The organism is Pseudomonas sp. KCJK9000 (assembly GCF_046230725.1).
GTDB classification, from domain to species: Bacteria; Pseudomonadota; Gammaproteobacteria; order Pseudomonadales; family Pseudomonadaceae; genus Aquipseudomonas; species Aquipseudomonas promysalinigenes.
Genome location: NZ_JBJJLN010000006.1, coordinates 70,867 through 96,770 on the forward strand (window position 1 = coordinate 70,867; position 25,904 = coordinate 96,770).

General features: G+C 62.3%; 26 protein-coding genes and 1 pseudogene. 19 read left to right on the forward strand and 8 right to left on the reverse strand.

Features of this window, described 5'->3' with window-relative positions:
* Nucleotide 1: 1 nt before the first annotated feature.
* Nucleotides 2-268: a YebG family protein gene (locus tag ACK59H_RS04580; protein ID WP_060478542.1), complete on the reverse strand. Its 267-nt coding sequence runs from the start codon at nucleotides 266-268 to the stop codon at nucleotides 2-4.
* A gap of 298 nt (nucleotides 269-566) precedes the next feature.
* Between ACK59H_RS04580 and ACK59H_RS04585 the strand changes: the two genes are divergently transcribed.
* Both ACK59H_RS04585 and ACK59H_RS04590 read left to right on the forward strand, forming a co-directional pair.
* Nucleotides 567-1,037, forward strand: a complete 471-nt coding sequence (locus tag ACK59H_RS04585) for a phosphate-starvation-inducible protein PsiE (RefSeq protein ID WP_060478549.1) — start codon at nucleotides 567-569, stop codon at nucleotides 1,035-1,037.
* A gap of 113 nt (nucleotides 1,038-1,150) precedes the next feature.
* Nucleotides 1,151-1,444 (forward strand): hypothetical protein, encoded by a 294-nt coding sequence (locus ACK59H_RS04590; protein ID WP_060478543.1) that lies wholly within the window; start codon nucleotides 1,151-1,153, stop codon nucleotides 1,442-1,444.
* Between the two features lie 3 nt (nucleotides 1,445-1,447).
* Here ACK59H_RS04590 and ACK59H_RS04595 read toward each other — a convergent pair whose 3' ends face one another.
* Both ACK59H_RS04595 and ACK59H_RS04600 read right to left on the reverse strand, forming a co-directional pair.
* A complete protein-coding gene (locus tag ACK59H_RS04595) occupies nucleotides 1,448-1,735 on the reverse strand; it encodes a DUF3509 domain-containing protein (RefSeq protein WP_409264274.1) in 288 nt (95 codons plus the stop codon).
* A 144-nt stretch (nucleotides 1,736-1,879) separates the two neighbouring features.
* Entirely contained in the window at nucleotides 1,880-2,227 is a 348-nt protein-coding gene (locus tag ACK59H_RS04600; RefSeq protein ID WP_060478948.1) for an HPF/RaiA family ribosome-associated protein, read from the reverse strand.
* A 232-nt stretch (nucleotides 2,228-2,459) separates the two neighbouring features.
* Between ACK59H_RS04600 and ACK59H_RS04605 the strand changes: the two genes are divergently transcribed.
* The 6 genes from ACK59H_RS04605 (at nucleotide 2,460) to ACK59H_RS04630 (ending at nucleotide 8,682) form a co-directional block, all read left to right on the forward strand.
* On the forward strand, nucleotides 2,460-2,762 hold the full coding sequence (locus ACK59H_RS04605; protein WP_060478949.1) for a DUF3649 domain-containing protein: 303 nt from the start codon (nucleotides 2,460-2,462) through the stop codon (nucleotides 2,760-2,762).
* Nucleotides 2,759-4,330: a PepSY-associated TM helix domain-containing protein gene (locus ACK59H_RS04610; protein ID WP_060478950.1), complete on the forward strand. Its 1,572-nt coding sequence runs from the start codon at nucleotides 2,759-2,761 to the stop codon at nucleotides 4,328-4,330. The genes ACK59H_RS04605 and ACK59H_RS04610 overlap by 4 nt, the downstream gene beginning before the upstream one ends.
* On the forward strand, nucleotides 4,330-4,656 hold the full coding sequence (locus ACK59H_RS04615; protein WP_060478951.1) for a DUF3325 domain-containing protein: 327 nt from the start codon (nucleotides 4,330-4,332) through the stop codon (nucleotides 4,654-4,656). The genes ACK59H_RS04610 and ACK59H_RS04615 overlap by 1 nt, the downstream gene beginning before the upstream one ends.
* Before the next feature lie 4 nt (nucleotides 4,657-4,660).
* Complete coding sequence (locus tag ACK59H_RS04620; RefSeq protein ID WP_060478952.1) at nucleotides 4,661-5,212, forward strand: RNA polymerase sigma factor; 552 nt, start codon at nucleotides 4,661-4,663, stop codon at nucleotides 5,210-5,212.
* Complete coding sequence (locus ACK59H_RS04625; RefSeq protein WP_060478953.1) at nucleotides 5,209-6,189, forward strand: FecR domain-containing protein; 981 nt, start codon at nucleotides 5,209-5,211, stop codon at nucleotides 6,187-6,189. The genes ACK59H_RS04620 and ACK59H_RS04625 overlap by 4 nt, the downstream gene beginning before the upstream one ends.
* A 102-nt stretch (nucleotides 6,190-6,291) precedes the next feature.
* Nucleotides 6,292-8,682, forward strand: coding sequence for a TonB-dependent receptor (locus tag ACK59H_RS04630; protein WP_060478954.1), 2,391 nt, complete (start codon nucleotides 6,292-6,294; stop codon nucleotides 8,680-8,682).
* Nucleotides 8,683-8,716: 34 nt separating this feature from the next.
* On the opposite strand, the gene ACK59H_RS04635 is transcribed toward ACK59H_RS04630, so the two are convergent.
* On the reverse strand, nucleotides 8,717-9,592 hold the full coding sequence (locus ACK59H_RS04635; RefSeq protein WP_060478955.1) for a helix-turn-helix domain-containing protein: 876 nt from the start codon (nucleotides 9,590-9,592) through the stop codon (nucleotides 8,717-8,719).
* A gap of 183 nt (nucleotides 9,593-9,775) precedes the next feature.
* Here ACK59H_RS04635 and ACK59H_RS04640 point away from each other — a divergent pair, with 183 nt between their 5' ends.
* A complete protein-coding gene (locus ACK59H_RS04640; RefSeq protein WP_060478956.1) occupies nucleotides 9,776-10,693 on the forward strand; it encodes a DMT family transporter in 918 nt (305 codons plus the stop codon).
* 183 nt (nucleotides 10,694-10,876) lie between these two features.
* Entirely contained in the window at nucleotides 10,877-11,383 is a 507-nt protein-coding gene (locus ACK59H_RS04645; RefSeq protein ID WP_409264275.1) for a hypothetical protein, read from the forward strand.
* Between the two features lie 165 nt (nucleotides 11,384-11,548).
* Here ACK59H_RS04645 and ACK59H_RS04650 read toward each other — a convergent pair whose 3' ends face one another.
* Together ACK59H_RS04650 and ACK59H_RS04655 are read right to left on the reverse strand one after the other, a co-directional pair.
* Nucleotides 11,549-12,523: a D-glycerate dehydrogenase gene (locus ACK59H_RS04650; RefSeq protein WP_060478958.1), complete on the reverse strand. Its 975-nt coding sequence runs from the start codon at nucleotides 12,521-12,523 to the stop codon at nucleotides 11,549-11,551.
* 79 nt (nucleotides 12,524-12,602) lie between these two features.
* Complete coding sequence (locus ACK59H_RS04655; protein WP_060478959.1) at nucleotides 12,603-13,550, reverse strand: LysR family transcriptional regulator; 948 nt, start codon at nucleotides 13,548-13,550, stop codon at nucleotides 12,603-12,605.
* A gap of 180 nt (nucleotides 13,551-13,730) precedes the next feature.
* Between ACK59H_RS04655 and ACK59H_RS04660 the strand changes: the two genes are divergently transcribed.
* From ACK59H_RS04660 to ACK59H_RS04675, 4 genes are read left to right on the forward strand one after another with little or no spacing between them, the layout of a single operon-like run.
* The gene (locus ACK59H_RS04660) at nucleotides 13,731-15,260 is read left to right on the forward strand and encodes an efflux transporter outer membrane subunit (RefSeq protein WP_060478960.1); all 1,530 of its coding nucleotides are present in this window, start codon (nucleotides 13,731-13,733) and stop codon (nucleotides 15,258-15,260) included.
* Nucleotides 15,257-17,434, forward strand: coding sequence for an FUSC family protein (locus tag ACK59H_RS04665; protein ID WP_207937062.1), 2,178 nt, complete (start codon nucleotides 15,257-15,259; stop codon nucleotides 17,432-17,434). Before ACK59H_RS04660 ends, ACK59H_RS04665 begins: the two co-directional genes overlap by 4 nt.
* On the forward strand, nucleotides 17,424-17,624 hold the full coding sequence (locus ACK59H_RS04670; RefSeq protein ID WP_060478962.1) for a DUF1656 domain-containing protein: 201 nt from the start codon (nucleotides 17,424-17,426) through the stop codon (nucleotides 17,622-17,624). Before ACK59H_RS04665 ends, ACK59H_RS04670 begins: the two co-directional genes overlap by 11 nt.
* 10 nt (nucleotides 17,625-17,634) lie before the next feature.
* Nucleotides 17,635-18,495, forward strand: a complete 861-nt coding sequence (locus ACK59H_RS04675) for an HlyD family secretion protein (RefSeq protein ID WP_060478963.1) — start codon at nucleotides 17,635-17,637, stop codon at nucleotides 18,493-18,495.
* 25 nt (nucleotides 18,496-18,520) lie between these two features.
* Here the strand turns inward: ACK59H_RS04675 and ACK59H_RS04680 are convergent.
* Nucleotides 18,521-18,964, reverse strand: a pseudogene (locus tag ACK59H_RS04680) (universal stress protein); the annotation flags it as partial.
* 195 nt (nucleotides 18,965-19,159) lie between these two features.
* Between ACK59H_RS04680 and ACK59H_RS04685 the strand changes: the two are divergent.
* From ACK59H_RS04685 to ACK59H_RS04705, 5 genes are all read left to right on the forward strand, one after another.
* A complete protein-coding gene (locus tag ACK59H_RS04685; RefSeq protein WP_060478965.1) occupies nucleotides 19,160-20,068 on the forward strand; it encodes a LysR family transcriptional regulator in 909 nt (302 codons plus the stop codon).
* 109 nt (nucleotides 20,069-20,177) lie between these two features.
* On the forward strand, nucleotides 20,178-21,704 hold the full coding sequence (locus ACK59H_RS04690; RefSeq protein ID WP_060478966.1) for an MFS transporter: 1,527 nt from the start codon (nucleotides 20,178-20,180) through the stop codon (nucleotides 21,702-21,704).
* Between the two features lie 27 nt (nucleotides 21,705-21,731).
* Nucleotides 21,732-22,793, forward strand: coding sequence for an HlyD family secretion protein (locus ACK59H_RS04695; RefSeq protein ID WP_060478967.1), 1,062 nt, complete (start codon nucleotides 21,732-21,734; stop codon nucleotides 22,791-22,793).
* Nucleotides 22,790-24,244 (forward strand): efflux transporter outer membrane subunit, encoded by a 1,455-nt coding sequence (locus tag ACK59H_RS04700; RefSeq protein ID WP_409264276.1) that lies wholly within the window; start codon nucleotides 22,790-22,792, stop codon nucleotides 24,242-24,244. The genes ACK59H_RS04695 and ACK59H_RS04700 overlap by 4 nt, the downstream gene beginning before the upstream one ends.
* A 12-nt stretch (nucleotides 24,245-24,256) precedes the next feature.
* Nucleotides 24,257-25,051, forward strand: a complete 795-nt coding sequence (locus ACK59H_RS04705; RefSeq protein WP_060478969.1) for an SDR family NAD(P)-dependent oxidoreductase — start codon at nucleotides 24,257-24,259, stop codon at nucleotides 25,049-25,051.
* A 27-nt stretch (nucleotides 25,052-25,078) separates the two neighbouring features.
* Here the strand turns inward: ACK59H_RS04705 and ACK59H_RS04710 are convergent, their stop codons facing one another.
* The gene (locus ACK59H_RS04710) at nucleotides 25,079-25,903 is read right to left on the reverse strand and encodes an SDR family oxidoreductase (protein ID WP_288440525.1); all 825 of its coding nucleotides are present in this window, start codon (nucleotides 25,901-25,903) and stop codon (nucleotides 25,079-25,081) included.
* Nucleotide 25,904 lies beyond the last annotated feature (1 nt).

The following is a 25,904-nucleotide window of genomic DNA, read 5'->3' on the forward strand; positions in this document are numbered from 1 at the left end:
CTTACTCGTCGGTTTTGTCCGACCCATCAAGTTCAGCCAATGCCGAGGCATTGTTCTTGAACGCAGCAGCGAATACTGCCCTGTTCTTGGCCATGAAGATGCTTGCCTCTTCGGCCATGTTTTCGTCCAGGCCTGGCACGTGCTTGACCAGTACTTGAGTCAACACTTCGGCCAGTTCCAGCATCTGGTCATGGGCGTCTGCGAGTTTGCGGTCCAAGAACGTGGTCTCCAAATCGCGCGTGCTGCGGTAAAGAATCTCTACAGCCATACGAGGCCTCTCGGTCAGTGATCGCCAAAGGGGCGGGCATGTGCCCCGTGGCTTTGCGGTTCAGTGGCTATCCAGCGCAGTAGGCAGGCTGCCGTTACTGAATACTGTATCGATATACAGTAATGGCAAAGCAATCATTTCGCAACCGGAAATTGTAGCGCTGCCAAAATCGTGCGCCGCCCGTGCCTTGCGGCAATCGGTCGCCTTCCAAGCCTGGGGCCTGGCCCTTTAACTGCATGGCACAAGCGTCACAGAGCTGACGCATCATCCTTAAAGTCGTATCGGGGAATTGGACATCGTGGACATCAAATGGGCAGAGAAACTACGCAAGGGCCTGCATGGCTCGGCTGACTCGCTGGGCAACCTGTGTGTGGAGGCGTTCCACTACCTCGCACTGTTCGGCATCGGCGCCATCACCGCCTATGCTGCGGTGGTGACCTTTCTCGACATGCTCGGCAAGGGTGGGATCAGCGTCGATGACATTCTGCTGCTGTTCATCTACCTGGAGCTTGGAGCGATGGTTGGGATCTACTTCAAGACCAACCACATGCCGATCCGCTTTTTGCTTTACGTAGCGATTACCGCCCTGACGCGGCTGCTGATTGGCGATGTATCACACCACAAGGCGCCTGATGTGGGGTTGCTGTATGTCTGCGGTGGCATCCTGCTGTTGGCGTTTTCGATCCTGGTAGTGCGCTATGCGTCGTACCGCTATCCCTCGACCAAGGCACTGGACGCCAACGGCAAGGATGTGGAGGAAAGCAAGTAGGGGCTAGTTATCTGTGGCCAGCGCTGGTCGCTGGCACGCTTGAATCTTCCTCGGCGTTTTTGCGGGATTCGTGACACGGGGTCGCGAACCAATCACGCCGAGCGGGGATTGTCATGAAACTGGATATCGAAGCTGTGCATGCTCACCTCAAGCAAGCCTTCGGGCTCGACCCCTATGCGGTGCATGTCACCGAAGTGGCGGATGTCATAGACCTGAAAGTGGTCAACAGCCGCTCGCTGGTCGAGGAGTCGTTGTACTGGCTCAAGCGAGGGGAAGAGCCGACCTATGATCAAGGGTTGTTCGGCCTGTTCCATCAGCCCGATACCTTCGACAGCGCTCACCGTGTCGGGACCTTGCGCCTGCGTGATCTGGAGAAGCAGATCGGTCAGTTGCTGCAGCAGGGGTGATCGTCAGTTCGCCACGCCGATTCCGGTGAACGGACGCGCCTGCGGGTTGGGATCACGGGTCAGGGCTGCAAGCACCTGTAACGGGTTCTGCCCCAGCTCGATCGCCAGCCCAAGGCGAATGCTGTCGATGACCCGTTGCAGGCGCACCGGGTCATTGCGCTGAGCTTGGCTGATCAGGCGCTTGGCAACCACGCCAGCGTCGTCGGAAAGGGTCAGCATGATGCTGCCGTCCAACCGCTCGATACTCAGGTTGACCCGGTACTCCGGGGCGAAGGCGGCGCTCGATCTCACAGGCGCTAAAAGCCTCAGATTGAACCCAAAAAAAATCCGACACCAGATCGCTGGTATCGGATTTATCGCCCCCAAGCCTGAACTCAAATACTTAAGTGAACAGCATTACGGCTCAGGCCGGGCGTTTTTCGTTACGGATGCTTATCAGGCGTCGGGATCGTTCAGCTCCAGTACGCCACGTTTGCTGCGCAGTTTGCCGTAGAAGTGTTCCAGCGCATGGGTGAGCTTGCTGGCGGCACCGTCAACCGCCTGGTCCAGCGAGTTAGCGGTGTGGGTCACGCAGATGGGCTGATGGCCTTTTGGGCGAGCCTCCAATTGGCAGCGTTTGTCATGCGGGCCGGGCTTGGCGCCGTTCTCGTCGCGCAAGTGCACCTCAATCCGGGTGAGGTCGTCATCAAAGCGTTCAAGGCTGGCTTCCAGCGTACTGCGGACCCACTCGTTCAGACGGATGTTGCCTTCGATATGGTTGCTGCTGTTGACCTGGATTTGCATGATTCCAATCCTTATTCAGCTTGCTCGCAGGGAGGCGTGCCTAGGCCCTTGAGGGGCCTGGAAATTCTGCGCCTCTTGACTCTAAGGTCAGGCAACCGCGCGGCGATTACAACCCCTAATGGAAAATAAATTTTCTGTTGCAAATTGCCCCTCAGACGAGAAGTCGTTTCGATTCTTTGCTTATGAGAATTGAAATCATTATTATTGCAGTCCCACTTTCCGGACACTTTCCATGAAGCGCTCTGCCGGACTTCCTCTGAGCTATCGCCTGGCTGTGGTCTCACGCAGCCTGGCCGCGTTGCTGGGTGGCTACGTGCTGGCATCGTTGTTCAGTGTCTGCCTTGCGCTGCTGCTGCCGTTGCCTCAGGTCGATGCCACGCTGACCGGTTTGATGCTCTCGTTCGTCATCTATGTATTGGCCTTCATCGGCTGTTTCGCCTGCCGCAGTGCCTGGCGTGCCTGGCTCGGTGTACTGCTGCCGAGCGTGCTGCTGGGCCTGCTCGGCGGCTTTGCCTATTGGATGCAACAGCCATGAAGGAAGGCTTGCGCCAGGCAATGGCCTGGCTTCACACCTGGACCGGGCTGATATTTGGCTGGCTGCTGTTTGCCATATTCCTCACTGGCACCTTGTCGTACTTCAAGGAAGAAGTCAGTCACTGGATGCAGCCGGAAGTACGCCGCCATGCCCTCGACCCGCAGGCCAGCCTGCGTCTGGCCCAGCAGTACCTGGAGCACAATGGCGCGCACTCGAGCACTTGGATGATCCGCCTGCCCAGCGAGCGAGATGCGGGTTTGACCGTGGGTTGGCGTGACCCCGAGGGCGGGCGCCGAGGGTTTGTCAGGAAAACCCTCGACGCCCAGACCGGGCAGCCAGTAGAGGCGCGCGACAGCCGTGGCGGCGAGTTCTTCTATCGTTTCCATTTCGAGCTGCAGATGCCCTATCCCTGGGGCCGCTGGCTGTCGACGTTGTGCGCCTTCATCATGCTGCTGGGGCTGGTGACCGGGATCATCACCCACAAGAAGATCTTCAAAGAGTTTTTCACGTTCCGCCCTGGCAAAGGGCAGCGCACGTGGCTGGACGGGCACAACGCCATCGGCGTGCTGGTGCTGCCGTTTCACCTGATGATCAGCTACAGCAGCCTGGTGCTGTTCATGTACCTGGTCATGCCCGCAAGCATCATGGCCAGTTATGGCAGTAGCAGCGGCTACTTCAATGACCTATTCGGCCGCGACGACCCTCCCCAGGTAGTCAACGTCGCCACACCGCTGGTGCCGCTGGCAAGCCTGTATGCCAAGGTGCAGACGCAGGCGCCCGGTGCACACATGGGGTTCATCCAGGTGCAGAACGCCGGGGATCGCAATGCCAGGGTAACGTTCACCCAGTCCTCGGCTGACAGCGTTCCCTACAGACGCAGCGCCAACTGGACCTTCGACGGTGCCACCGGCGAGCTGCTGAGCCAGGGTGCGCCTGAAAGCGGTGCGATGATGACCGCATTCAGCTTCGCCGGTCTGCACATGGGGAACTACGCTGGGCCGTGGCTACGCTGGCTGTACTTTGCTTTCGGGCTTGCCGGCACAGCGGTGATTGGCACGGGCCTGGTGATGTGGCTGGGCAAGCGCCAGCTCAAGCATGCCAAGGCTCAACGCCTGCCGGGTGAGCTGCGCCTGGTCGAGGTGCTCAACATCGCCAGCATGAGTGGGCTGGTCGTGGCGGTGGCGGGATACTTCTGGGCCAATCGGCTGCTGCCGGTGACGCTGCCAGGGCGGGCAGACTGGGAGATCAACACCTTCTTCATGATCTGGCTGGCGGCGTTGGCGCATGCCGTGCTGCGGCCGGGCCGCAAGGCCTGGGGCGAGCAGTTGGCAGTGGGCGCAGCAGCCTTTGCGCTGTTGCCGGCGCTCAATGCCCTGAGTACTGGCCAAGGCCTCAACGCCTCGGTCCCGGCCGGTGACTGGGCCATGGCCGGGTTCGACCTCACCGCCCTGGCCTGCGGGGTATTCCTTGCCTGGGCTGCGAGCAGAATGCTGCGCCCTGCCAAGCCTGCTAGCCAACGCGCGGCGAAGGCGGCCAAAGTTTCGCCCGCGATGGTCGAGGTCAAGTGATGGTCAGTTTTGCCCTGATCGGTTTCGCCGGCTTCGCTGCCCTGTGCCTGGCGATGGAAAAACACTTCAGCGCGCTGCTGGTGCGTAAACCCTCGGCATTCAAGCTGCGCGTGTTGCGAATCGTCGGGTGGTCGTTGCTGACAGTATCGTTGGCGCTTGCCGTTCATGGGCGAGGCTGGGCCCATGGTCTGGTGGAATGGGTCGCTTGCCTGATGGCGGGAGTCACCGTGTGGGTGTTCGGTCTACCCTATCGACCGCGGCTGCTGCTCGGCCTGGCAGCTGTCAGCCTGGTGCTCGGGCCGCTGCTGGCGCTGTTGAACGGGTGATGCCTTGACCGATTCTGACAACGACGGCGCCCGTGCACGTTTGCTTCAGGTGTTTCTGGCCCAGCGTGCGCGCATGGAAGCCATGGTCAACCGCCGGGTCGGTTGCCGTGCCACGGCGTCCGACCTGGTTCAGGAACTGTTCCTGCGCTTGTGGCGACGGCCCGAGGTCAAAGCCCAGGCGCTCGATACCTACTTGTTGCGTTGTGCCGGCAACCTGGCCATCGATCATTTGCGCAGTGAAGGTAGCCGCGAGCGTGTCGCCGAAGCCTCGCTAGCGGGGGATGAAGCTGCGCAGGCTCAGGCCCCGGAACACGCCCTGGAAGTCGATCATGATCTGCAGCGCATCGAAACCGCGTTGCGAGCCCTGCCTGAGCGTACTCGGCAAATATTTCTGCTCAACCGCATACACGGCTGCACCTACGGCGAAATCGCCAAGGCCATGCAGCTTTCCCAGAGCGCCGTGGAAAAGCATATGATGCGCGCCCTAGAGGCGTGCAAGGCTAGTATTGCCGAGCCCGCGACCTTTATCCGCAGGCCAGGGAGCGCCCGCCGATGAGCGACCCGCAGCAGACCACCGCCACCGCGTCCGAGGCGGCCTTGCAGTGGCTGATCCGCATCAACGAGCAGCCCGCAATAGCTAGCAGTGCGCCTTTCAAGCGCTGGTTGCTGGCCAAACCCAGCCACCGGCAGGCCTATGCACAAGCCCAAACGTTGTGGCAACTGTGCGAGGCACCGGCGGCCCGCTTGGCCGCGTTGGAGCAGGCAGATTTGCAGCACTATTTGCAGGCCATGGCCAAGCCCCGCGACAAAGGCCGTTGGCGCCGTGCCGGTGCAGCGCTGGCCGCCGCTTGCCTGGTGCTGGCCATTAGTGTGGCCGGCGGCTGGCGGCCGACTGAATGGTGGCTGAACCTGCAGGCGGACTACAGCAGCGATGATGCGCTGGCCCAGGTAACCCTGGCGGACCAGTCACAGGTGACCTTGGACGCCCATAGCGCCATCGCCGTCGACTTTGAACAAGGCGAACGCCGTGTGCGCCTGCTGCAGGGCGCAGCGTTCTTCCAGGTGACCCATACCGGGCAACCCTTCGTGGTGCAGGCCGCAGGCGGTGAGGTGCGGGTGTTGGGTACGCAGTTCGAGGTGCGCGAGCAAGGGCAGGGCGCCCAGGTTACGGTGCGCAACGGGCGGGTGGCGGTGGTTGCCAAGCCAGGCGAGGCGAGCAAGGTGCTCACGGCCAATCAACAGTTGGCTTACAGCAACGGGCTAAGCGGTGATATCGCGCGCGTTGACAGTGATAGCCGCCTGGCCTGGCGCCAGGGCTGGTTGAGCTACTACCAGGTGCCGCTGGCCCAGGTGGTGGCTGACCTGGGCCGCTATTACCCTGGGCGCATCGTTGTGCTGAACGCTGAGTTGGGGCAGCGCAGGGTCAGCGGCAGCTTCCCTGCCGATCAACCACTGGCCGCTCTCGACTCGCTGGCCAAACTGCTGGGCTTCGAGCGCAGGACGTTGCTTGGTCGGCTAACCGTGATCCGCTGAGAAAAATTTTCAAATACCGGTGAGGTAATCAGAGTCGGCATCCGTGTAATGAGTGAAAGTGCGATTGATTCGCAGTAATAGCCCTCTCACAGGTCAGCGTCCATGAACTTCACCCCTCGTTGCGTTCCCCTCTGGCTTGGCCTTGCAGCGTGCTCGGCCACCCTTGCTGCCCCTGGCCTGGCAGCTGCCGAACAACTCCAGTTGCATGGCTTCGCCCAGCCTAGCCAACCCCTGGCTCAAGCCTTGAATGCCTTCAGCCGTGCCACCGGGCAAAGCGTGGTCTACACCCTTGAGCTGCCCAATGTTCAGGCTCCGGCGCTCAACGGCTCGTTCAGCGCCGAGCAGGCCTTGCAACAGCTATTGGGCGGCAGCGGGCTGACCTGGCGCCGCCTCGACGCCCGCACCTTGACGCTCGAACCTGTGGCCAGCGCTGCCGCCCTCAACTTGCAAGCCACCACGGTGACTTCGCAGATGGACAGCTACAGCTATCAGCCGCCGGCCAGCCCATCGATCATGCGCGGCCAAGGGCCGTCCCAGGATATCCCCCAGGCGATCAACGTAGTGCCCGCGCAGGTCATTCGCGACCAGGCACCGCGCAATTTGGACGATGCGCTGGCCAACGTCAGCGGTATCACCCAGGGCAACAACTTCGGGGGCACTGCCGACACCGTGATGAAGCGCGGTTTCGGCGACAACCGTGATGGCTCGATCATGCGCGACGGCATGCCGGTGGTGCAGGGCCGCAGCCTCAATGCCAGCACCGAGCGGGTAGAAGTGCTCAAGGGCCCAGCTTCCTTGCTGTACGGCATACAAGACCCTGGCGGGGTCATCAACGTGGTCAGCAAACGCCCGCAACTGCAGCAATACAACGCGTTGAGCGTGCGTGGCTCGACCTACGGCAGCGGCAAGAACGGCAGCGGCGGTGGCCTGGACAGCACCGGTGCGCTAGGCGACAGCAACTTCGCCTATCGGCTGATCGTCGATCACGAGGACGAGGACTACTGGCGTAACTATGGCGTGCACCGCGAGTCGCTGGTGGCGCCGTCGCTGGCCTGGCTCGGTGAAGATACCCAAGTGGTGCTGGCTTACGAGCACCGCGAGTTCACCTCCCCGTTCGACCGCGGCACGGCATTCGGCAGCAACGGCCACCCCTTGAACATACCCGCTACCCGGCGGCTGGACGAGCCATTCAACGACATGCAAGGAAGGTCCGACCTCTATCGCTTGGAAGTCGACCATCAGCTGGCCGATGACTGGAAGCTGCATTTCGGTTACAGCTTCAACCGCGAGACCTACGATGCCAGCCAGGTTCGCATTACTGGCATCAACGAAGCCAAGGGCACCCTGACCCGCAGTATCGATGGCACGCACAACGCCATGAGCCGCGACCAGTTCGCCACCCTGAGCCTCAATGGCGCGGCCACCTTGGCGGGCCTGCAGAACGACCTGATGTTCGGCATCGACCACGAGGACCGCAAGATCTTTCGCGGCGACCTGATCCGCCAGAGCGCCAGGTCCACGTTCAGCTACCTGAACCCGGTATATGGCCAGGAAGTGGAGGGCACCACGGTGCGTGCCAGCGATAGCGACCAGACCGACAAGCTGCGCACCGACGCCTTGTTCGTGCAGGACGCGCTGCACTTGGACGAGCACTGGATTCTGGTCGCCGGGGCGCGCTATCAGCAATACGACCAGTACGCCGGCCGCGGCCGCCCGTTCAAGGCCAACACCGACACCAATGGCCAGGCTTGGGTACCCCATGCCGGCATCGTCTACAAGGTTGACGACCAGCTGTCGTTCTATGGCAGCTACAGCGAGTCGTTCAAGCCCAACTCCAGCATCGCCCCGTTGACTGGCGGCGTGGTACTGGATTCGTCGGTGGCACCGGAAGAGGGCAAGTCCTGGGAGCTGGGTGCCAAGCTCGACATGCCCGGCAGCCTGACCGGCACATTGGCACTGTTCGATATCACCAAGCGCAACGTGCTGGTTTCCAACTTCGACAGTGCCAGCGGCGAGACGCTTTACAGCAACGCTGGCGAAGTCAACTCGCGGGGTGTCGAACTCGACCTCACCGGCCAGCTCAGCGAGCGCTGGAGCCTGATCGGCAGCTACGCGTACACCGACGCCAAGGTCACCAAGGACCCGGACATCGAAGGGAACCGCCTGCAGAACGTGGCCCGCCACAGCGGTTCGTTGTCGGCGGTATATGACTTTGGCAGCCTGTTTGGTGGCGATCGCCTGCGTCTTGGGGCCGGGGCGCGGTATGTCGGTGAGCGGCCAGGCAACTCGACCAACACCTTCGACCTGCCCAGCTATACCGTGGCCGATGCGTTCGCCACTTACGAGACCAAGCTGGACGAACACAACGTTCGCCTGCAGCTGAACGTGAAGAACCTTTTCGACAAGGTGTATTACAGCTCAGCGGTGAACCAGTACTTCGTCGCCCTCGGCGATGCGCGACAGGTGAGCGTGTCCAGCACCTTCGAATTCTGAAGGCTGGGCAGCCAGCTGGAGCCGATGCTCGCACTCAGCCACGGACGGCGCAGCGGTACTCGCCAGGGGAGGCGCCCATGGCCTGGCGGAAGCGGTTGCTGAAATGGCTGGCGCTGGCGAACCCGCACAACAGCGCCACCTGACCCAATGGCAAGTCGCCCAGGCGCAGTAGCTGGCAAGCGCGATGCAGTCGCCGCGCCAGCAGGTACTGATGCGGCGGCAGGCCAAAACTTGTGCGGAACATTCGCGCAAAGTGGTATTCGGACAAGTTACTGCGCAGGGCCAGTTCGCCCAGGGTGATCGGTTGCTCCAGGTGCGCCTCGATATAGTCCACCAGTTGCCGACGCAGGCTAGGTGCCAACCCGCCTTTGAGCCGCAACCCGCGGCGCAGGCCAACCTGGCTGAGCACGGCATGATCGACGATGTCATGGGCCAGGCTGCTGGCCAGCAGACGCTCGGCCGGCTCATCCCAAGCCAGGGTGATCAAATGGCGAAAACGCAGCGATTGCTGGGGGTCATCGAGAAAGGTCGCCTCCTGCAGTTGCAGTTCCCGTGGTTCGCGGTCGAGCAGGCGCACGCAGCCCAAGGCGAACTGCGCCTCGCTGATATACAGGTGCGCCAGGCGGATGGCGCCGTTGACGACCCAGTTGGACTCGTGCCCGGCCGGCATGATGCACAGTTTGTCCGGCGCACCCTTGTCGGCAGGGCGCTGGCGACGGAAGGTGCCGGTGCCATCGGCGATGTAGCACGACAGGGTGTGATGGCTCGGTGCCTGATAGTCGCGTGCGTCGTCGCGGTTGCTCCACAACGCCGCCGCCAGCCCATCGCCCAGGTGCGCGCTCAGCTCCAGCCGGGCGTTGGGCGAGGCGTGCATGGCGTTGAACACTTGCAGTTGGCTCAGTGGTGTCATGGTCTGTCCTCTTGCGCTCATGCTACTGCGCCTGCGCTGCGGTGGCTGCTGTCTCAGGCGCAAAAGCGCAAGTTTGTGCAAGCGGGCAAACATCGGTCGCAAGAATACTGAGGCTCCTGGTGAGAGCGGGGTTACCCGCGAAACGCTGGGCATCGATTTCCAAAGGACCAAGGAGCCGCCACCATGAACCTGTCCCTCTACCTGCTGACCGTGCTGATCTGGGGCACCACCTGGATCGCCTTGAAGCTGCAATTGGGCGTGGTCGCCATCCCGGTGTCTATCGTCTACCGCTTCGCCCTGGCCGGCGTGATCCTGTTCGTCATCCTCCTGCTCACCCGCCGGCTGCAACCGATGGGCCGGCGCGGCCACGCTATCTGCCTCGCGCAGGGCGTGTGCCTGTTCTGCGTCAACTTCATGTGCTTTCTCACGGCCAGCCAGTGGGTTGCCAGTGGCTTGATCGCCGTGGTGTTCTCGACCGCCACCTTGTGGAATGCCCTGAATGCCCGGCTATTTTTCGGCCAGAAGATCGCCAGCAACGTGATCGGTGGTGGTGCGCTGGGTTTACTGGGGTTGGGCCTGCTGTTCTGGCCCGAGCTTTCCCACCACCAGGCCAGCCGCGAAACCTTCTACGGGCTGGGCCTGGCCCTGCTGGGCACGCTGTGCTTCTCGGCCGGCAACATGCTTTCGAGCCTGCAGCAGAAGGCCGGGCTCAAGCCCATGACCACCAATGCCTGGGGTATGGTTTATGGGGCCTCGCTGCTGGCGGTGTACTGCCTGGCCAATAGCATCCCCTTCGCCATGCAATGGGATGCTCGCTATGTCGGCTCGCTGCTGTACCTGGTCATCCCCGGCTCGGTGATCGGCTTCACCGCCTACCTTACCTTGGTCGGGCGCATGGGACCGGAGCGGGCAGCCTATTGCACCGTGCTGTTCCCGCTGGTTGCACTGAACGTGTCGGCCTTCGCCGAGGGCTATCAGTGGACAACCCCAGCACTGTTTGGGCTGCTGGCGGTGATGGCCGGGAATGTGCTGGTGTTTCGCAAAGCCAGGGCTACTGTGCACATGCCCGCTCGGTGCCTCACAAGGGGAGCAGAACGCTGAAAAACGCCTCACCTTTGGCGCTCAGTAGTGAATGACTGCGCGTGATGAAAAGTACTGAATATAAAAGCTGATTTTTAGACTGCTATTTTTGACAGTAGTTGGCTTTCATCGAGTGTGCTCCCATGTCTGCGTCGTGCCTGAATATATCGGCTGACTTTTAAGCTATGAACTGGGAGCGCAAAGATGGAAGGCGATGATGACGTACTGAAAAATAATGAAGCGTTGCCGTCGGGAAAGTTCGCGGTGCCCGCAAGTGCGCTGAGCCGGTACGAGTATGTGATGATCGGTGAGCGGCCTTGTAGAATTGTTGAGCTGAAACACCGCAAGCTATCAGCTCGACCAGAGGCAACAATCATCCACCTGTTAGGGGTGGATATATTCGATGGATCAAAAGAGACGTTAGAGCTAGGTTCGGATCAGCAGGTCTGGGTGCCTCAGGTTATCAGGGAGGAATATGAGGTAATAGACTTAATCGATTCCAATTTCAGCCTGATGGATCGACAAGGCGTTCTTCGAGATGATCTTGAGCTAACGAAAAGCTGTAACCCCGATGACCCAGAAACCGTTAGAAAGTTGTTAGAAGACACTAACGCGGATAGCCATTGTATGGCTACGGTTTGCACAGTCTTAGGTAAGGCGGTGGTTGTCGAGGTTAAATACGCTAAGGCTGGTCTGCAGCCTGGCGTTTAGGTTGTGCCGCCGGTGAAATGCTAAGAGGCGTAGTGATGGGGCGCTGTTCAAGCGCCGGTACTATCGAGTGTCGGCTGCAACGGACTGTTGTGGATCAAACTTTCTCTACATAATTTTGTAGTATCGGCATTATCCGCAACAGTCCGGTTCAGGCAGTAGATGTTGTCAGCCCTTCCACACCTGCGGGTTCACCAGATCCCGCGGCCGCTCACCGAGCAACGCCGCACGCAGGTTTTCCATCGCTCGGTTGGCCATGGCCTGTCGGGTTTCGGCTGTCGCCGAACCGATATGCGGCAAGGTCAGCGCATTGGGCAGCTTGAACAGCGGTGAGTCGCTCAGTGGTTCTTTTTCGTACACATCCAGGCCAGCGCCACGCAAGGTGCCGTTCTGCAGTGCCTCGATCAGCGCCGCCTCGTCTACTACCGGCCCTCGGGCGATGTTGATCAGAAATGCGCTCGGCTTCATCAGCTTCAGTTCGCGGGCGCCGATCAGCTTGCGTGTGGCATCGGACAGCGGTACCACCAGGCAGACGAAGTCGGCTTCGGCCAGCAACTGGTCGAGGCTGCGGTACTGGGCACCCAGCGCTTGTTCCAAGGCAGGTTTGCGGCTGTTGCCGGCATAGAGGATCGGCATGTTGAAGCCGAAGTGGCCGCGGCGGGCGATGGCGGCGCCGATGTTGCCCAGGCCGACGATACCCAAGGTCTTGCCATGCACATCGCTACCAAAGTGGGTCGGCGCAACCGTGGCCTGCCAATTGCCCGCCTTGGTCCAGGCATCGAGCTCGGCGGTGCGCCGGGCGCAGCCCATGATCAACGAGAAACCCAGGTCGGCGGTGCTCTCGGTGAGCACGTCGGGGGTGTTGGTCAAGGCGATGCCGCGCTCGTTGAAATAGTCGAGGTCATAATTGTCGTAGCCGACCGAGACACTGGACACCACCTCAAGCTTGCCCGCGCCTTCGAGCTGCGCGCGGCCAAGCTTGCGTCCGGCCCCGATCAGGCCGTGGGCTTCGGGCAGGGCTTCGTTGAACTGGGCGCTGATGTCACCGAGCTTGGGGTTGGGCACGATCACATTGAAGTCTTGCTGCAGGTGCTCGGCCATGGCGGGCGTGATGCGGCTGAAGGCCAGGACGGTCTTTTTCATCGGGCGACATCTCAGGGCGGTGATTGGGCTTGATTGGTTAGCAACCTACCATTGTCCACCGCCACTGCGCAGCAGCTTTTTAGTTGGCGATCAGCAGTTCATGGGTTTTCAGGTCAGCTTCATGGGCTGCGAGAATTTCCGGTAGCGAGTTGCGCAGGTATTCGACCCATGTCTTGATCTTGGCATCCAGGTACTGACGCGACGGGTAGATGGCATACAGGTTCAGCTCTTGCAAACGGTACTCAGGCATCACCCGCACCAGGCTGCCATCGCGCAGGCCGTCGATTGCCGAGTAGATCGGCAGCACGCCCATGCCCATGCCGCTGCGGATCGCGGTTTTCATCGCATCCGCCGAGTTGACCTGGAACGGCGAGCTGGTGATGTTCACCAGTTCCTGGCCTTCCGGGCCGTCGAACAGCCATTTCTCCAGCGGGATCACCGGGCTGACCATGCGCAGGCAGGCGTGCTTGAGCAGGTCGGCCGGCTTGTGCGCAAAGCCGTGCTTGGCCACGTAGTCGGGTGAGGCGCAGACGATGCTGTAAGTGATGCCCAGGCGCTGCGAAACGAAGCCTGAGTCCGGCAGTTCGGTGGCCAGCACGATCGACACGTCATAGCCCTCGTCGAGCAGATCGGGCACGCGGTTGGCCATGGTCAGGTCGAACGTCACGTCCGGATGCGATTCACGGTAGCGGGCGATGGCATCGACCACGAAGTGCTGACCGACACCGGTCATCGAATGCACTTTCAGTTGCCCGGCAGGCCGGGCATGGGCGTCACTGGCTTCGGCTTCGGCTTCTTCGACGTAGGTGAGGATCTGTTCGCAGCGCATCAGGTACCGCTTGCCCGCCTCGGTCAGGGCGATGCGCCGCGTGGTGCGGTTAAGCAGCCGGGTTTGCAGATGGGCTTCCAGATTGGAGACCGCCCGCGACACGTTCGCGGTGGTCGTATCCAGTTGCGCCGCAGCAGCCGTGAAGCTGCCCAACTGGGCTACGCAACTGAAAGCACGCATGTTTTGCAGGGTGTCCATGGGTCACTCTCAAGATAGAGGGCAAAATTGTGTCACGAAGTAACGTAAATGTGCTTTCGACCAAAGCCGGATTATCGCTTTTTCGGTAACAAAGATTCGCAGGAATGTGCGCTTATCGCCAGTGCGGCCGGCCCCTAGAATTGCCCGGCCCCTTCACCTCTTCCTCGGGAAATCGCAGCAGTGCCGCGTCGCATCATCAGAACGCTCCACGTGTTCAGTGCCTGTGCCCTTAGCATTACCTTGAGCGGCTGTATCGGAACCGGGGGCATCGCCCCACACAGCAAGCCTCTACAAGCCAATACCCTGACCACAGACGCCGCCATTGGCCAAGCTGCCAGTGATGCGCACTGGCCTGAGCAGCGCTGGTGGCAGGCTTACGCAGACCCGCAGCTGGATCGTTGGATCGACCTCGCCCTGGCCGGTAGCCCGAGCCTGGCCATGGCGGCGGCCCGTGTGCGTGAAGCCAAGGCCATGGCTGGGGTGGTGGAAGCGGCAGAAAAGCTTCAGGCCAATGGCCAGGCCACACTCAAGCGCCACAACTGGCCCGAAGATCAGTTCTACGGCCCAGGCGCGCTGTCGGGTGCCAACACCTGGGACAACAACGCCGCCATTGGGTTGAGCTATGCCCTGGACCTGTGGGGCCGTGAGCGCAATGCCAGCGAGCAGGCCTTGGACCAGGCCCACATGAGCGTGGCGCAGGCCCGCCAGGCCCAGCTCGAACTGCAGAACAACATCGTGAAGGCCTACATACAATTGAGCCTGCAGTTTGCCCGGCGCGATATCGTCAAGGCTGAACTGCAGCAACAGGAGCAGATTCTGGCCTTGGCCGAGCGGCGCCTGGACGGCGGCATTGGCACCCATTTCGAAGTCAGCCAGGCCCAAGCGCCGCTGCCCGAAACCCATCGCCAGCTCGATAGCCTGGACGAGGAGATCGCCCTGACCCGTAACCAGTTGGCGGCATTGGCCGGGAAAGGCCCAGGGGAGGGCGCGCAGTTGCAGCGGCCCACTTTGGCCCTCGCGGCACCGCTGAAACTGCCTTCTAAGCTGCCGGCCGAGTTGGTCGGTCAGCGCCCGGATGTAGTCGCCAGCCGCTGGCAGGTCGCGGCCCAGGCACGTGGCATCGATGTCGCCCACGCTGCTTTTTTCCCCAACGTCGACCTGGTGGGCAGCCTGGGCTTCATGGCCACAGGGGGTGGCCCGCTGGCGTTTCTGACCGGGCGCAAATTCAATTACAGCGTCGGCCCTGCGATCAGCCTGCCGGTCTTCGATGGTGGCCGCTTGCGTTCGCAACTGGGCGTTGCCTCGGCGGGGTATGACGTGGCCGTGGCGCGCTACAACCAGACAGTGATCGGCGCACTGAAGAACATCTCTGACCAGCTGATCCGCCGGGAGTCGATGAAGCAGCAGGCCCATTTGGCCGCCGAGTCGGTGGCGGCTGCGCAAAAAACCTACGACATCGCCATGGTGGCCTTCCAGCGGGGCCTGACCGACTACCTCAATGTGCTCAATGCACAGACCTTGCTGTTGCGCCAACAGCAGGTGCAGCAGCAGGTGCAGGCCGCCCGCCTGATCGCCCATGCCGACCTGGTCACCGCCCTGGGCGGCGGTTTGCAGGCGGGCCAGGATGTGCCCACGCAAGAGCGCCAAATAGCGCCGAAAACCCCGGCCACCCTGGCGATTTTCGACCCGCAGGCGGACCACGCCGAATGAGCATGTTGAGTCTGCCAATGCGCTGGCTGCAGCGCCTGGAGTGGCGCCGGGGCTTTTTTGCCTGGGTGCGCACCGATGGGGTCACCTGGGTCTACATCTTCAAGGTGCTGGCGGCGGCTTTCATCACCTTGTGGCTGGCGATGCGCCTGGAGTTGCCGCAACCACGCACGGCAATGATCACCGTATTCATCGTCATGCAGCCACAGAGTGGCCATGTGTTCGCTAAAAGCTTCTACCGGGTACTGGGGACTCTGGCCGGGTCAGTGATGATGGTCGCGTTGATCGCCCTGTTCCCGCAGAACACCGAGCTTTTCTTGCCGAGCCTGGCCGTGTGGGTCGGGTTGTGCTCCGCTGGCGCCATGCGCTACCGCACCTTTCGTGCCTATGGCTTCGTGCTCGCCGGCTACACCGCAGTGATGATCGGCCTGCCTGTGCTACAGCATCCGGACCAGGCGTTCATGGCGGCGGTTTGGCGAGCGTTGGAAATCGCCCTGGGCATTATGGTGTCGACCTTGGTTAGCGCTGCGATCTTGCCGCAATCGGCCAGCGCTGCCATGCGCAACGCGTTGTACCAGCGCTTTGGCGTGTTCGCCGCTGTGGTGGTGCAAGCCTTGCGCGGCGACAGCCAGCGTGAGTGGTTCGAAAGCAGCAACGTGCGCTTCGTCGCCGAAGCGGTGGGGCTGGAGAGCCTGCGCAATGTCACCGCCTTCGAAGACCCGCACATGCGTCGGCGCTCGGGCCGGTTGGTGCGCATGAACAGCGAGTTCATGGCCATCACCACGCGCTTCAACGCTTTACATCGCCTGTTGGAACGCTTGCGCGCCCGTGGGCCGCTGCAGATCGTCGGCGCCATCGAACCGGGCCTGGAAACCTTGGGGCAGTTGCTACAGCCGTATGTGGGCCGGGCCCTGACCGATGCCGATGCGCTACGCCTGACGCTGGAGCTGGCAGCCTACAAGGAAGGCCTGCAGGCACAGGTACGTAGCCTGCGCGCCGATTACCTGGCAACCGGCCCCAGCGAAGCCGACCTGCTCGATTTCCACACGGCGTTCGAGCTGCTTTATCGCTTTGTCGACGAGATGTATAGCTACGCCCAAACCCATGCCTCGCTGGCCGCGCACAGGCACGAGCGCGAGCAGTGGGACGAGCCCTATGTGGCGCAGACCAGTTGGCTGGTATCGCTGGCTGCCGGTGTGCGGGCCTCGGCGGTATTGTTGCTGCTGGGCAGCTACTGGCTGCTGAGCGACTGGCCCAGCGGCGCCATGATGACCCTGGTGGCCACTGTGACCGTGTGCCTGTCGGCGGCTTCGCCGAACCCCAAGCGCATGTCGTTCCAGATGGCCTGTGGTACGGCGGTCGGTGCCTTCGTCGGCTTTTTCGAAACGTTTTTCGTGTTCCCCTGGATCGACGGCTTCCCCCTGCTATGCATGGTGCTGGCGCCGGTTTTCGTATTGGGTGCGTTTCTCTCATCGCGGCCGGCGTATGCAGGTTACGGCATCGGCCTGCTGGTGTTCTTCTCCATCGGTTCTGTGCCGAACAACCTGACCGCTTTCGACCCCTACGGCTTCATCAATGACTACATAGGCATGGTCATCGGCATGTTCGTTTGCGCCGCGGCGGGTGCGATCATTCTGCCGCCCAACAGCCGCTGGTTGTGGAGTCGCCTGGAGCAGGCGTTGCGCGAGCAGGTGCTGTTCGCCATCAGCGGGCGCCTGCGCGGCATAGGCTCGGCCTTCGAGAGTCGCACCCGCGACTTGCTGCACCAGGCGTATGGCCTGGCGGCCGGCAAGCCGCAGGTGCAGAGCCAATTGATGGGCTGGATGTTCACGGTGCTCGAGATCGGCCATGCCATCATCGAACTGCGCAAGGAGCAGGCCCTCGCGCCGATCCACCCGGCCTACGCCGAGTCGCAGCCTTGGCGCCAGGCGATCCGTGTCATGGGCCGTGCCTTGGCGCGCTTGTTCTTGCAGCCCAACGCCAGCAACCACGAGCGGGCATTGGTCGCGGTGGACCACGCCATTGCGCGCGTGCAGGCCACCGACGAGCCGTTCGCCCGGCATTTCGACACCTCGGTGCTGCGCCGCGCGCAAAGCTACCTGCACTTCATCCGGTCCTCTTTGTTGGACCCACAGTCGCCATTGGCACCTGCCAAAGGAACACCTCATGCCCCGTGAAATCGCCTTCCATGGCGTTTATATGCCCACCATGACCCTGATATTCCTGTTCGCCCTGGGCCTGGCCTGGGGCCTGGACCGGTTCATCGCCAGCCATGATGGTTATCGCTTTTTCTGGCACCCGGCGCTGTTGCGCCTGAGCCTGTTCGTCTGCCTGTTCGGCGCCTTGGCGCTGTCGCTCTACTGGTGAGAAACCTTCGATGAAAAAGTTCTTCAGCCTGATCGCCACCTTGCTGGTACTGACCGCTGCCGTGGTGATCGGTCGCCAGTTGTGGCTGCATTACATGACCACGCCATGGACCCGTGACGGCCGTGTCCGGGCCGATATCATCAACGTCGCCGCCGATGTGCCCGGTTATGTAGTAGACGTGCCAGTCAAGGACAACCAGCGGGTGAAGAAGGGCGACCTGTTGATCCAGATCGACCCGGAGCACTACCAGTTGGCGGTCGACCAAGCCAAGGCGCTGGTCGCTTCGCGCAAGGCCACCTGGGAAATGCGCAAGGTCAACGCCAAACGCCGCGCCGACCTGGACAACCTGGTGATCTCCAAGGAAAACCGCGACGACGCCAGCAACATCGCCAATGCCGCGCAGGCCGATTACCAGCAGGCCCTGGCCGAACTGGCGGCAGCCGAATTGAACCTCAAACGCACCCATATCGTCGCCACGGTGGACGGTTACGTGACCAACCTGAACATCCACAACGGGGACTATGCCCGCACCGGTGAAGCGGTGATGGCGGTGGTCGATGAGCATTCGTTCTGGGTGTATGGCTTTTTCGAGGAGACCAAGCTGCCCCATGTGCAGGTCGGCGATCAGGCCGAGTTGCAGATGATGAGCGGCGAGCGCCTCAAGGGGCATGTGCAGAGCATCGCCCGCGGCATTTACGACCGCGACAACCCACAGAGCCGTGAGCTGATCGCCGATGTGAACCCGACCTTCAACTGGGTGCGCCTGGCGCAGCGGGTGCCGGTTCGCATTCACATCGATGAAGTGCCGGATGGGTTTTTGTTGGCGGCGGGGACGACCTGTACGGTAGTGGTGACGCCAAGTTCGCCTTGAGCAATGTGTTGTCGGTGAGATCGAGCGCCGCCCCCACCAACACCGGCACCTCGACTCGGTCAATAACCTTCGCACTGATCGACGGATCCAGTAGCCGCCCCAGCCTGGAAAGATGGCGATGGCCCATGATGATCAGTTCGCAGTTCAGCGCTTGCGCCTTGGCGACGATTGCCTCCACCGGCTGCCTTGCAACCAGGTAGCCCTGGCTGCTGAAACCGGCCTGCTGCAGGTGCTGAACGGCTTCGGCCACAGCGCGCTCGCCCTGGCGCTGTTCCTCGCACGCAGCGGGGTATTCTTCAAGCTCCTGGGCTGTGTAGGGCGCGGGTTTGTCGTGCACAGTGAAGGTCGTGTCGATGGCCAGCAGTACGTGCAACTCATGGTCACCGGGGCGGCAGTAGCGGCTGGCGAGGGTGAGCAGGGCCGCGCAGGCAGGGGAGGCGTCGATGGCGATCAGAACGGGGCTGGGCATACGGGCTCCTCTTGGAAACAGGTTTTATGCAACGACTGGCCTCTCGCCGGTCTACCCGCGAAAAGGCCATACCCGATTCTTCGCTCATTTCACCTACTGAATAAACACTCTTTTACGCATTAGCGCATTGCATCTGGTGCAATCCACCAACCTGCTACCATCGCTTTTCACACAGTGCTAACGGAAAAAACGGCCATGCAACTCCCGGACATGAACCTGCTCGTGGCCCTCGATGCACTGCTCGATGAAGGCAGCGTAGTGGGCGCCGCACAGCGCATGAATCTCAGCCCGGCGGCAATGAGCCGTACCTTGGGGCGTATTCGCGATGCTTTGGGCGATCCGATTCTGGTCCGGGCCGGCCGTGGCCTGGTGCCAACGCCACGGGCGTTGGCCCTGCGCGAACAGGTGGCGGCATTGGTGGAGCAGGCCGGGGAAGTGTTCCGCAGCGCCGATGAAGTCGACCTGCGTCGCCTGGACCGGGCTTTCAACATTCGCACCAATGACCTGTTCATCGCCTTGTATGGCGCCCAACTGCTACGGCGCATGCATGAGCAGGCGCCGCGCACGGTACTGCGTTTCGTCCCGGAAAGCCCAGGTGGCGATGACGACAGCGTGCTGCGGGTTGGGCACACCGACCTGATCATCAGCTCGACCGTCGACCTTGGCCCCGAGATCAAGGTGCAGAGCCTGTTCCAGACTTATTACGTTGGCCTGGCTCGGCGCGATCACCCAATTTTCGACCAACCTATCACTGCGCAAAGCTTTGCCAGTTACCCACAGATCAGCGTCTCCCGCCGTGGCCGGGCCAACGGCCCGATCGACGTGGAGCTCGCCAATTTCAAAGTGCGTCGACGGGTTGCGCTGATTACCCCAAGCTTCCACTCAGCGTTGTTCTCGCTGCCAGATTCCGACCTGATTCTGCCGATGCCGGCAAACATCCTTAACAGCGTTCACAAGCTTGGGCTGCCGTTACGCTCGTTCGAGATCCCGGTGCCGTTGGAGCGGGTCACCGTTCTGCAAGCCTGGCATCCGCGCATGCACAATGACCCCGCCCATCGCTGGTTACGGCAGACACTGAAAGCCTGCTGCAGCGTCGACCCTTGAGCCCGATTGCGTCTGGCGCAATGTAGAACTGCCGAGAAGTCAGTTTTCGTCAGCATTCGAGCTTTTTAGACTTACTCCAGTCGCAATTATGTTGCTGGAGATTTCTACCGTGAATGCCTTGTCCGCCCCAGTTGCCCAAACCACTGCCGGCCCCGCGCCAGCAGTTTTTGGCCTGCGGGTAGTGGTTGGGTTGTTCGGTGTATTGCTCGCTGTTTTGTGTGCTGGGCTTAACGAGTCGGTGACCAAGATTTCGCTTGCCGATATCCGGGGGGGCATGGGTATCGGTGCAGACGAAGGTGCGTGGCTGCTAGCGGTGTACAGCGCTGCATCGGTTAGCGCCATGGCCTTCGCACCGTGGCTGGCCACCACCTTCTCCCTGCGCCGCTTTACCCTGAGCGCCATTGGGCTGTTCGCCGTGCTGGGCTTGCTGCAGCCGTTTGCGCCCAACCTGCACAGCCTGATGCTGTTGCGCGTGCTGCAGGGGTTGGCTTCTGGCGCGTTGCCGCCGATGCTGATGAGTGTGGCCCTGCGCTTTCTGCCGCCAGGCATCAAGGTTTATGGCCTGGCGTGTTATGCCTTGACCGCGACCTTCGGGCCTAACCTGGGCACACCGCTGGCGGGCCTGTGGACCGAGTACGTCGGTTGGCAGTGGGCGTTCTGGCAGATCATTCTACCCTCGGCCTTGGCCATGTTCTGCGTCGGCTGGGGCTTACCGCAGGACCCTCTGCGCCTTGAGCGCTTCAGGCAGTTCGACTGGCGTGGGGTGCTGCTGGGCTTGCCGGCGATCAATTGCGTCGTGCTCGGCCTGTCGTTGGGTGACCGCTGGGGCTGGTTAGAATCCACTCTGATCTGCTGGTTGCTGGGCGGTGGCGTGCTGTTGCTGGCGCTGTTTCTGTTCAATGAATGGTCGGAGCCGTTGCCATTCTTCCAACTGCGCATGCTGCAGCGGCGCAACCTCAGTTTTGCCCTGGTGACCCTGGCCGGGGTGTTGATCGTATTGTCCGGTGTGGGCAGCATCCCGTCGGCGTACTTGGCGCAGATCCAGGGGTACCGGCCGGCGCAGACCAGCCCGCTGATGCTGCTGGTGGCCATGCCGCAGTTGCTGGCGCTGCCGTTGACCGCAGCGCTGTGCAACATCCGCGCAGTGGACTGCCGCTGGGTACTGGCCGTGGGCCTGGCCATGCTGGCGGCGTCCTGTATGGGCAGCAGCCTGTTGACCAGCCAATGGGTACGGGGCGACTTCTACCCGTTCTACCTGCTGCAGGTCTTCGGCCAACCGATGGCCGTGCTGCCCTTGCTGATGCTCTCCACCAACGGCATGAGCCCACAGGAGGGCCCGTTCGCCTCCAGTTGGTTCAACACGGTCAAAGGCTTGGCCGCCGTGATTGCCGGGGGCTTGCTGGATGCCTTGGGCACCCTGCGTCGGCACTTTCATTCCAACCACCTGGTGGACAGCCTGGGTAATGCCCCGCTGCTCGACGACAACGCAGCCGGCCTTGCCAAGCGCGTGCACGAGCAGGCCCTGGTGCTCACATCGGCCGACCTTTACCTGGTCATGGCCGGCGTGGCCGTGGCCCTGATCTGCCTGATTCCTTTCGTGCCTACTCGGGTCTATCCGCCGCGCGCGGTGGCTTGAACCCTGGATGAATTCGAGACACTGAACATGACCAATCACCGCAAAACTCTCGTTATCGGCTCGGTGCTCGCTGTGGCCGTACTCGCCGCGCTGGTCGGCCCATGGCTGTTGGGCAGCGATCACCGCCAGCGGACCAACGATGCCTACGTGATCGCCGACTACACCGTGGTTGCGCCCAAGGTGTCGGGCTTTATCAAGCAGGTGCTGGTGGAGGACAACCAGCAGGTCAAGGCCGGTCAGTTGCTGGCGACCATCGATGCCCGTGACTATGAAGCTGCGCTGGATGCCGCTCAGGCTCAGTTGTTGGTAGCCAAGGCGCAGAGCGCCGATGCCCGCGCCACCCTCGAACGCCAGGGCGCATTGATTGCCCAGGCGCAGGCGGCGGTGACGGCGGCCCAGGCCGAAGCCTCGTTCGCTGACCACGAGGTGCACCGCTACAGCCGCTTGGCTGAACAGGGCGCGGGGACCGTGCAGAATGCTCAGCAGGCGCGCAGCAGGGTCGACCAGGCCCGTGCCCGGCTGGCCAACACCCAGGCGGCGCTGCTGGCCACCCGTAAGCAGGTGGACATCCTCACGGCCCAGGTGGCCAGCGCCGATGGCCAGCTCAAGCGCGCCGAGGCCGGATTGGAGAAAGCCCAGTTGGATCTGTCTTACACCCGCATCACTGCACCGGTCGATGGCATGGTCGGGGAGCGCGCACTGCGCGTGGGGGCGTTCGTCAACCCGGGCGCACGCCTGCTGTCGGTGGTGCCGCTGCAGCAAGCCTATGTGGTAGGCAACTTCCAGGAAACCCAGTTGACCCACGTCCAGCCCGGCCAACCGGTGAGCATCAGTGTGGATACGTTCTCCGGTGCCACCCTCAAGGGTCGCGTGCAGAGTATCGCCCCGGCCACCGGCGTGACCTTCGCTGCGGTCAAACCCGATAACGCAACCGGCAACTTCACCAAGGTAGTGCAACGCATACCGGTGAAGATCGTCTTCGATGATGGCCAGCCACTGTTTGAACGCCTGCGGGTGGGCATGTCGGTGGAGGCCACCATCGATACCGAAGGCGATAGCCTGGCGAGCCAAGAGGTCACGGCGCGATGAAGCCTGCCTTACGCTTGAGCCCGTTGTTTCTGGCTGCGGTGATGGCCGGCTGCACCCTCGGCCCGGACTTCCAGCGCCCCGACACCCCTGCGCCGCAGCACTGGGCAGCGTTGCAAGGTGAAGCCGCTGCGAGCCAGCCGCAAGCCGAACCGCTGCAACTGCGCTGGTGGGAGACCTTTAACGACCCACGCCTGAGCGCGCTGATCCAACGTGTTGCCGATAACAACCTGGACTTGCAGATGGCCAGTGCGCGCTTGCTGCAAAGCCGCGCTCTGCGTAACACCGTGGCAGCGGATCAGACGCCATCGGTCGCTGCCAACGCCAGTTACAGCCGCGCCCGCAACAGTGCCGAGGGCCTGAGCGATCCCTCCGGGAATGCCGGTCACTCAGCTTTCAACCTTTGGCAGGGCGACCTGGTCGCTGGCTGGGAGCTGGACCTGTGGGGCCGGGTGCGGCGCCAGGTGGAAGCGGCCGACGCTACCGTGCAGGTGGCCGAGAACGATCGGCGCAGTGTGCTGCTGGCGCTGCTGGCCGAAACTGCCGGCAACTACATTCAGCTGCGCGCGGTCCAACACACCCTGGAAGTCACCCGCGACAACCTCAAGGTTGCTGAACATAGCCTCAAGCTCTCCCAGGACCGCCAGGCCGAAGGCGTCGCCACGCGCTTGGACGTGGCCCAGGCCAGCGCTCAGGTCGCGTCCATCCAGGCACGCCTGCCAAGCCTTGAGGCCAGGCGTGACGACCTGATCAATGCCCTGAGCCTGCTCGCCGCCCAGCCGCCGCGCAGCTTGCAGGCCGAGTTGCTGCCGGCTGCCCAGTTGCCTGCACCGCAGCAGAGCTTCGCCATTGGTCTGCCGTCCGAGCTGGCCGAGCGGCGCCCAGACATCCGCAAGGCCCAGGCGCGCCTTCATGCAGCCACCGCCAGTATTGGAGTGGCCAAGGCTGATTTCTACCCGAGCATTCGGCTGTCAGGCAATGTCGGTTTCCAGGCCATGCAACTTGCGGATTTCGGTGCCTGGGATTCGCGTCGCTTCGCCTTCGGCCCCCAGTTGTCGCTGCCAATCTTCGAGGGTGGCCGGCTCAAGGGCACCTTGGAGCTGCGCGAGGCGCAGCAGCAGGAGGCGGCGTTGAACTATCGCAATGTGGTGCTCAATGCCTGGCACGAAATCGACGATGTGCTACGCCTTTACAACGCCAGTCAATTACGCCGCGATCACTTGGCAGAGGCGGTACGACAGAACCGCATCGCCCTGGAAACCGCCCAGCGTCAGTACGTCGAAGGGGCGGTGGATTTTCTCAATGTGCTGAGCGTGCAGGGGGCCCTGCTGGCTAGCGAAGAGCAATGGATCGACAGTTCGGCCGCGGTGTCCCAGGCGCTGGTCGGCTTGTACAAAGCCCTGGGCGGCGGCTGGCAGGCGTTCGATGAACAACCCCAGCATTCTCATGGTTGAGGAGCAGCACACATGCATATTTCCTTGAACGGTAAGCGGGCCATCGTCAGTGGTTCCACAGCAGGCATCGGCCTGGCCATCGCCATGGGGCTGGCCGAAGCAGGCGCAGAGGTGGTGCTCAACGGACGCACTCAAGTTCGTGTCGACGCAGCCCTCAAGGCGGTTCGCGAACGGGTGCCACACGCGCGCATCATCGGCATCGCCGCTGACCTTGGCACTGCGCAGGGTGCACAGCAGCTGTTCGGCCAGGTGCCGCACACCGATATTCTGGTCAACAACCTTGGCATCTTCGAGCCCAAGCCATTCTTCGAGATCGATGATGCCGATTGGCAGCGCTTCTTCGACGTCAATGTGCTCAGCGCAGTGCGCTTGTCGCGCCATTACGCGCAAGGTATGGCCGAGCGCAAGTGGGGGCGAGTGATTTTCCTGTCCAGCGAGTCGGCACTGCAGATCCCCACTGAAATGGTTCACTACGGCATGACCAAGACCGCGCTGCTGGCGGTGTCCCGCGGGCTGGCCGAAACCTTGGCCGGCACGGGCGTCACGGTGAATTCGGTGCTGCCGGGGCCGACCCGCTCGGAGGGTGTGGGCGATTTCTTTGCCAAGCTTGCGCAAGAGCAGGGTGTGTCCACCGATGAGCTGGAAGCCAGTTTCCTGGCCGAGCACCGGCCGACTTCATTGCTCAAGCGGCTGGCGACAGTGGAGGAAGTGGCGAACATGGTGGTGTATCTGGCCTCCCTGCAGGCCAGTGCCACCACTGGAGCTGCCTTGCGAGTCGATGGCGGAGTCTTGCGTTCCATCGCCTGATTTGCTTCGAAGAAGCCGACGCCGATTTCAAAGCGGGCGCAGCAGGCCGAAGCGCTTGCGCAGGGCCCAGTCCAGCAGCCGCCGTGGCAGCAGTCGGGCCATCAACGGCAATGCCGTGCTGCCGTTGCCCAAGCGCACCAACGGCGGCACAGGCGCTTTGCCGACGGCTGCCAGCACGCCCTTGGCAAATTCGGCCGCTGGCGTAGGTTTGTCCTGCGAGGCGCGTGCCCGGGCCTGCACATGCTCGCGCAGCGGCCACCATGCCGAGTCCGCCGCCAGCACCTGATCCGCCTGGCGCTGGGCATTGCTGGCAAATTGCGAGGCAATGGCTCCGGGCTGCACTTGCATCACTTGGATGCCGAACGGCGCAAGCTCAAGGCGCAGCGCATCGCTCAGGGCATGCACGGCAGCCTTGGACGCACAGTAGGCGCCTGCGAATGGGGTGACCAGCACCCCGGAGACGCTACCAATATTGACCACCAGCCCTCGCGCACGACGCAGCAGTGGGAACAGTGCGCGGGTGACCCCGACGACCGCGAACACGTTGGTGTCGAATTGCTGGCGCAGGGCATCGACGCCGCCATCGAGCAGCGGGCCCATGGCGCCGTAGCCGGCATTGTTGATCAAGACGTCCAGGCCACCAAGCTGTGTTTGCAGCTCATCGGCCAAGCGCGCGAGGGCTTGTTCGTCGTTGACGTCCAGCTGCCTTGCGGTGAAGCCGGCAGCGGACAGTTGTTCGACATCTTCAGGCTTGCGAGCCGTGGCCCACACATCATGGCCGGCATCGCGAAAGGCATCGGCCAGGGCGCGGCCGATGCCGCTGGAACAACCGGTGATCAAAACGCTGGGCATA

Excerpts from the sequence above, each read along its gene's own strand:
- ACK59H_RS04655 (WP_060478959.1), bottom strand. The coding sequence starts at position 13,550 with ATGGACACCCTGCAAAACATGCGTGCTTTCAGTTGCGTAGCCCAGTTG.
- ACK59H_RS04630 (WP_060478954.1), top strand. The coding sequence starts at position 6,292 with ATGAACTTCACCCCTCGTTGCGTTCCCCTCTGGCTTGGCCTTGCAGCG.
- ACK59H_RS04640 (WP_060478956.1), top strand. The coding sequence starts at position 9,776 with ATGAACCTGTCCCTCTACCTGCTGACCGTGCTGATCTGGGGCACCACC.
- ACK59H_RS04610 (WP_060478950.1), top strand. The coding sequence starts at position 2,759 with ATGAAGGAAGGCTTGCGCCAGGCAATGGCCTGGCTTCACACCTGGACC.
- ACK59H_RS04645 (WP_409264275.1), top strand. The coding sequence starts at position 10,877 with ATGGAAGGCGATGATGACGTACTGAAAAATAATGAAGCGTTGCCGTCG.
- ACK59H_RS04695 (WP_060478967.1), top strand. The coding sequence starts at position 21,732 with ATGACCAATCACCGCAAAACTCTCGTTATCGGCTCGGTGCTCGCTGTG.
- ACK59H_RS04615 (WP_060478951.1), top strand. The coding sequence starts at position 4,330 with ATGGTCAGTTTTGCCCTGATCGGTTTCGCCGGCTTCGCTGCCCTGTGC.
- ACK59H_RS04700 (WP_409264276.1), top strand. The coding sequence starts at position 22,790 with ATGAAGCCTGCCTTACGCTTGAGCCCGTTGTTTCTGGCTGCGGTGATG.
- ACK59H_RS04580 (WP_060478542.1), bottom strand. The coding sequence starts at position 268 with ATGGCTGTAGAGATTCTTTACCGCAGCACGCGCGATTTGGAGACCACG.
- ACK59H_RS04650 (WP_060478958.1), bottom strand. The coding sequence starts at position 12,523 with ATGAAAAAGACCGTCCTGGCCTTCAGCCGCATCACGCCCGCCATGGCC.
- ACK59H_RS04590 (WP_060478543.1), top strand. The coding sequence starts at position 1,151 with ATGAAACTGGATATCGAAGCTGTGCATGCTCACCTCAAGCAAGCCTTC.
- ACK59H_RS04605 (WP_060478949.1), top strand. The coding sequence starts at position 2,460 with ATGAAGCGCTCTGCCGGACTTCCTCTGAGCTATCGCCTGGCTGTGGTC.
- ACK59H_RS04635 (WP_060478955.1), bottom strand. The coding sequence starts at position 9,592 with ATGACACCACTGAGCCAACTGCAAGTGTTCAACGCCATGCACGCCTCG.
- ACK59H_RS04665 (WP_207937062.1), top strand. The coding sequence starts at position 15,257 with ATGAGCATGTTGAGTCTGCCAATGCGCTGGCTGCAGCGCCTGGAGTGG.
- ACK59H_RS04670 (WP_060478962.1), top strand. The coding sequence starts at position 17,424 with ATGCCCCGTGAAATCGCCTTCCATGGCGTTTATATGCCCACCATGACC.
- ACK59H_RS04685 (WP_060478965.1), top strand. The coding sequence starts at position 19,160 with ATGCAACTCCCGGACATGAACCTGCTCGTGGCCCTCGATGCACTGCTC.
- ACK59H_RS04600 (WP_060478948.1), bottom strand. The coding sequence starts at position 2,227 with ATGCAAATCCAGGTCAACAGCAGCAACCATATCGAAGGCAACATCCGT.
- ACK59H_RS04625 (WP_060478953.1), top strand. The coding sequence starts at position 5,209 with ATGAGCGACCCGCAGCAGACCACCGCCACCGCGTCCGAGGCGGCCTTG.
- ACK59H_RS04705 (WP_060478969.1), top strand. The coding sequence starts at position 24,257 with ATGCATATTTCCTTGAACGGTAAGCGGGCCATCGTCAGTGGTTCCACA.
- ACK59H_RS04675 (WP_060478963.1), top strand. The coding sequence starts at position 17,635 with ATGAAAAAGTTCTTCAGCCTGATCGCCACCTTGCTGGTACTGACCGCT.
- ACK59H_RS04710 (WP_288440525.1), bottom strand. The coding sequence starts at position 25,903 with ATGCCCAGCGTTTTGATCACCGGTTGTTCCAGCGGCATCGGCCGCGCC.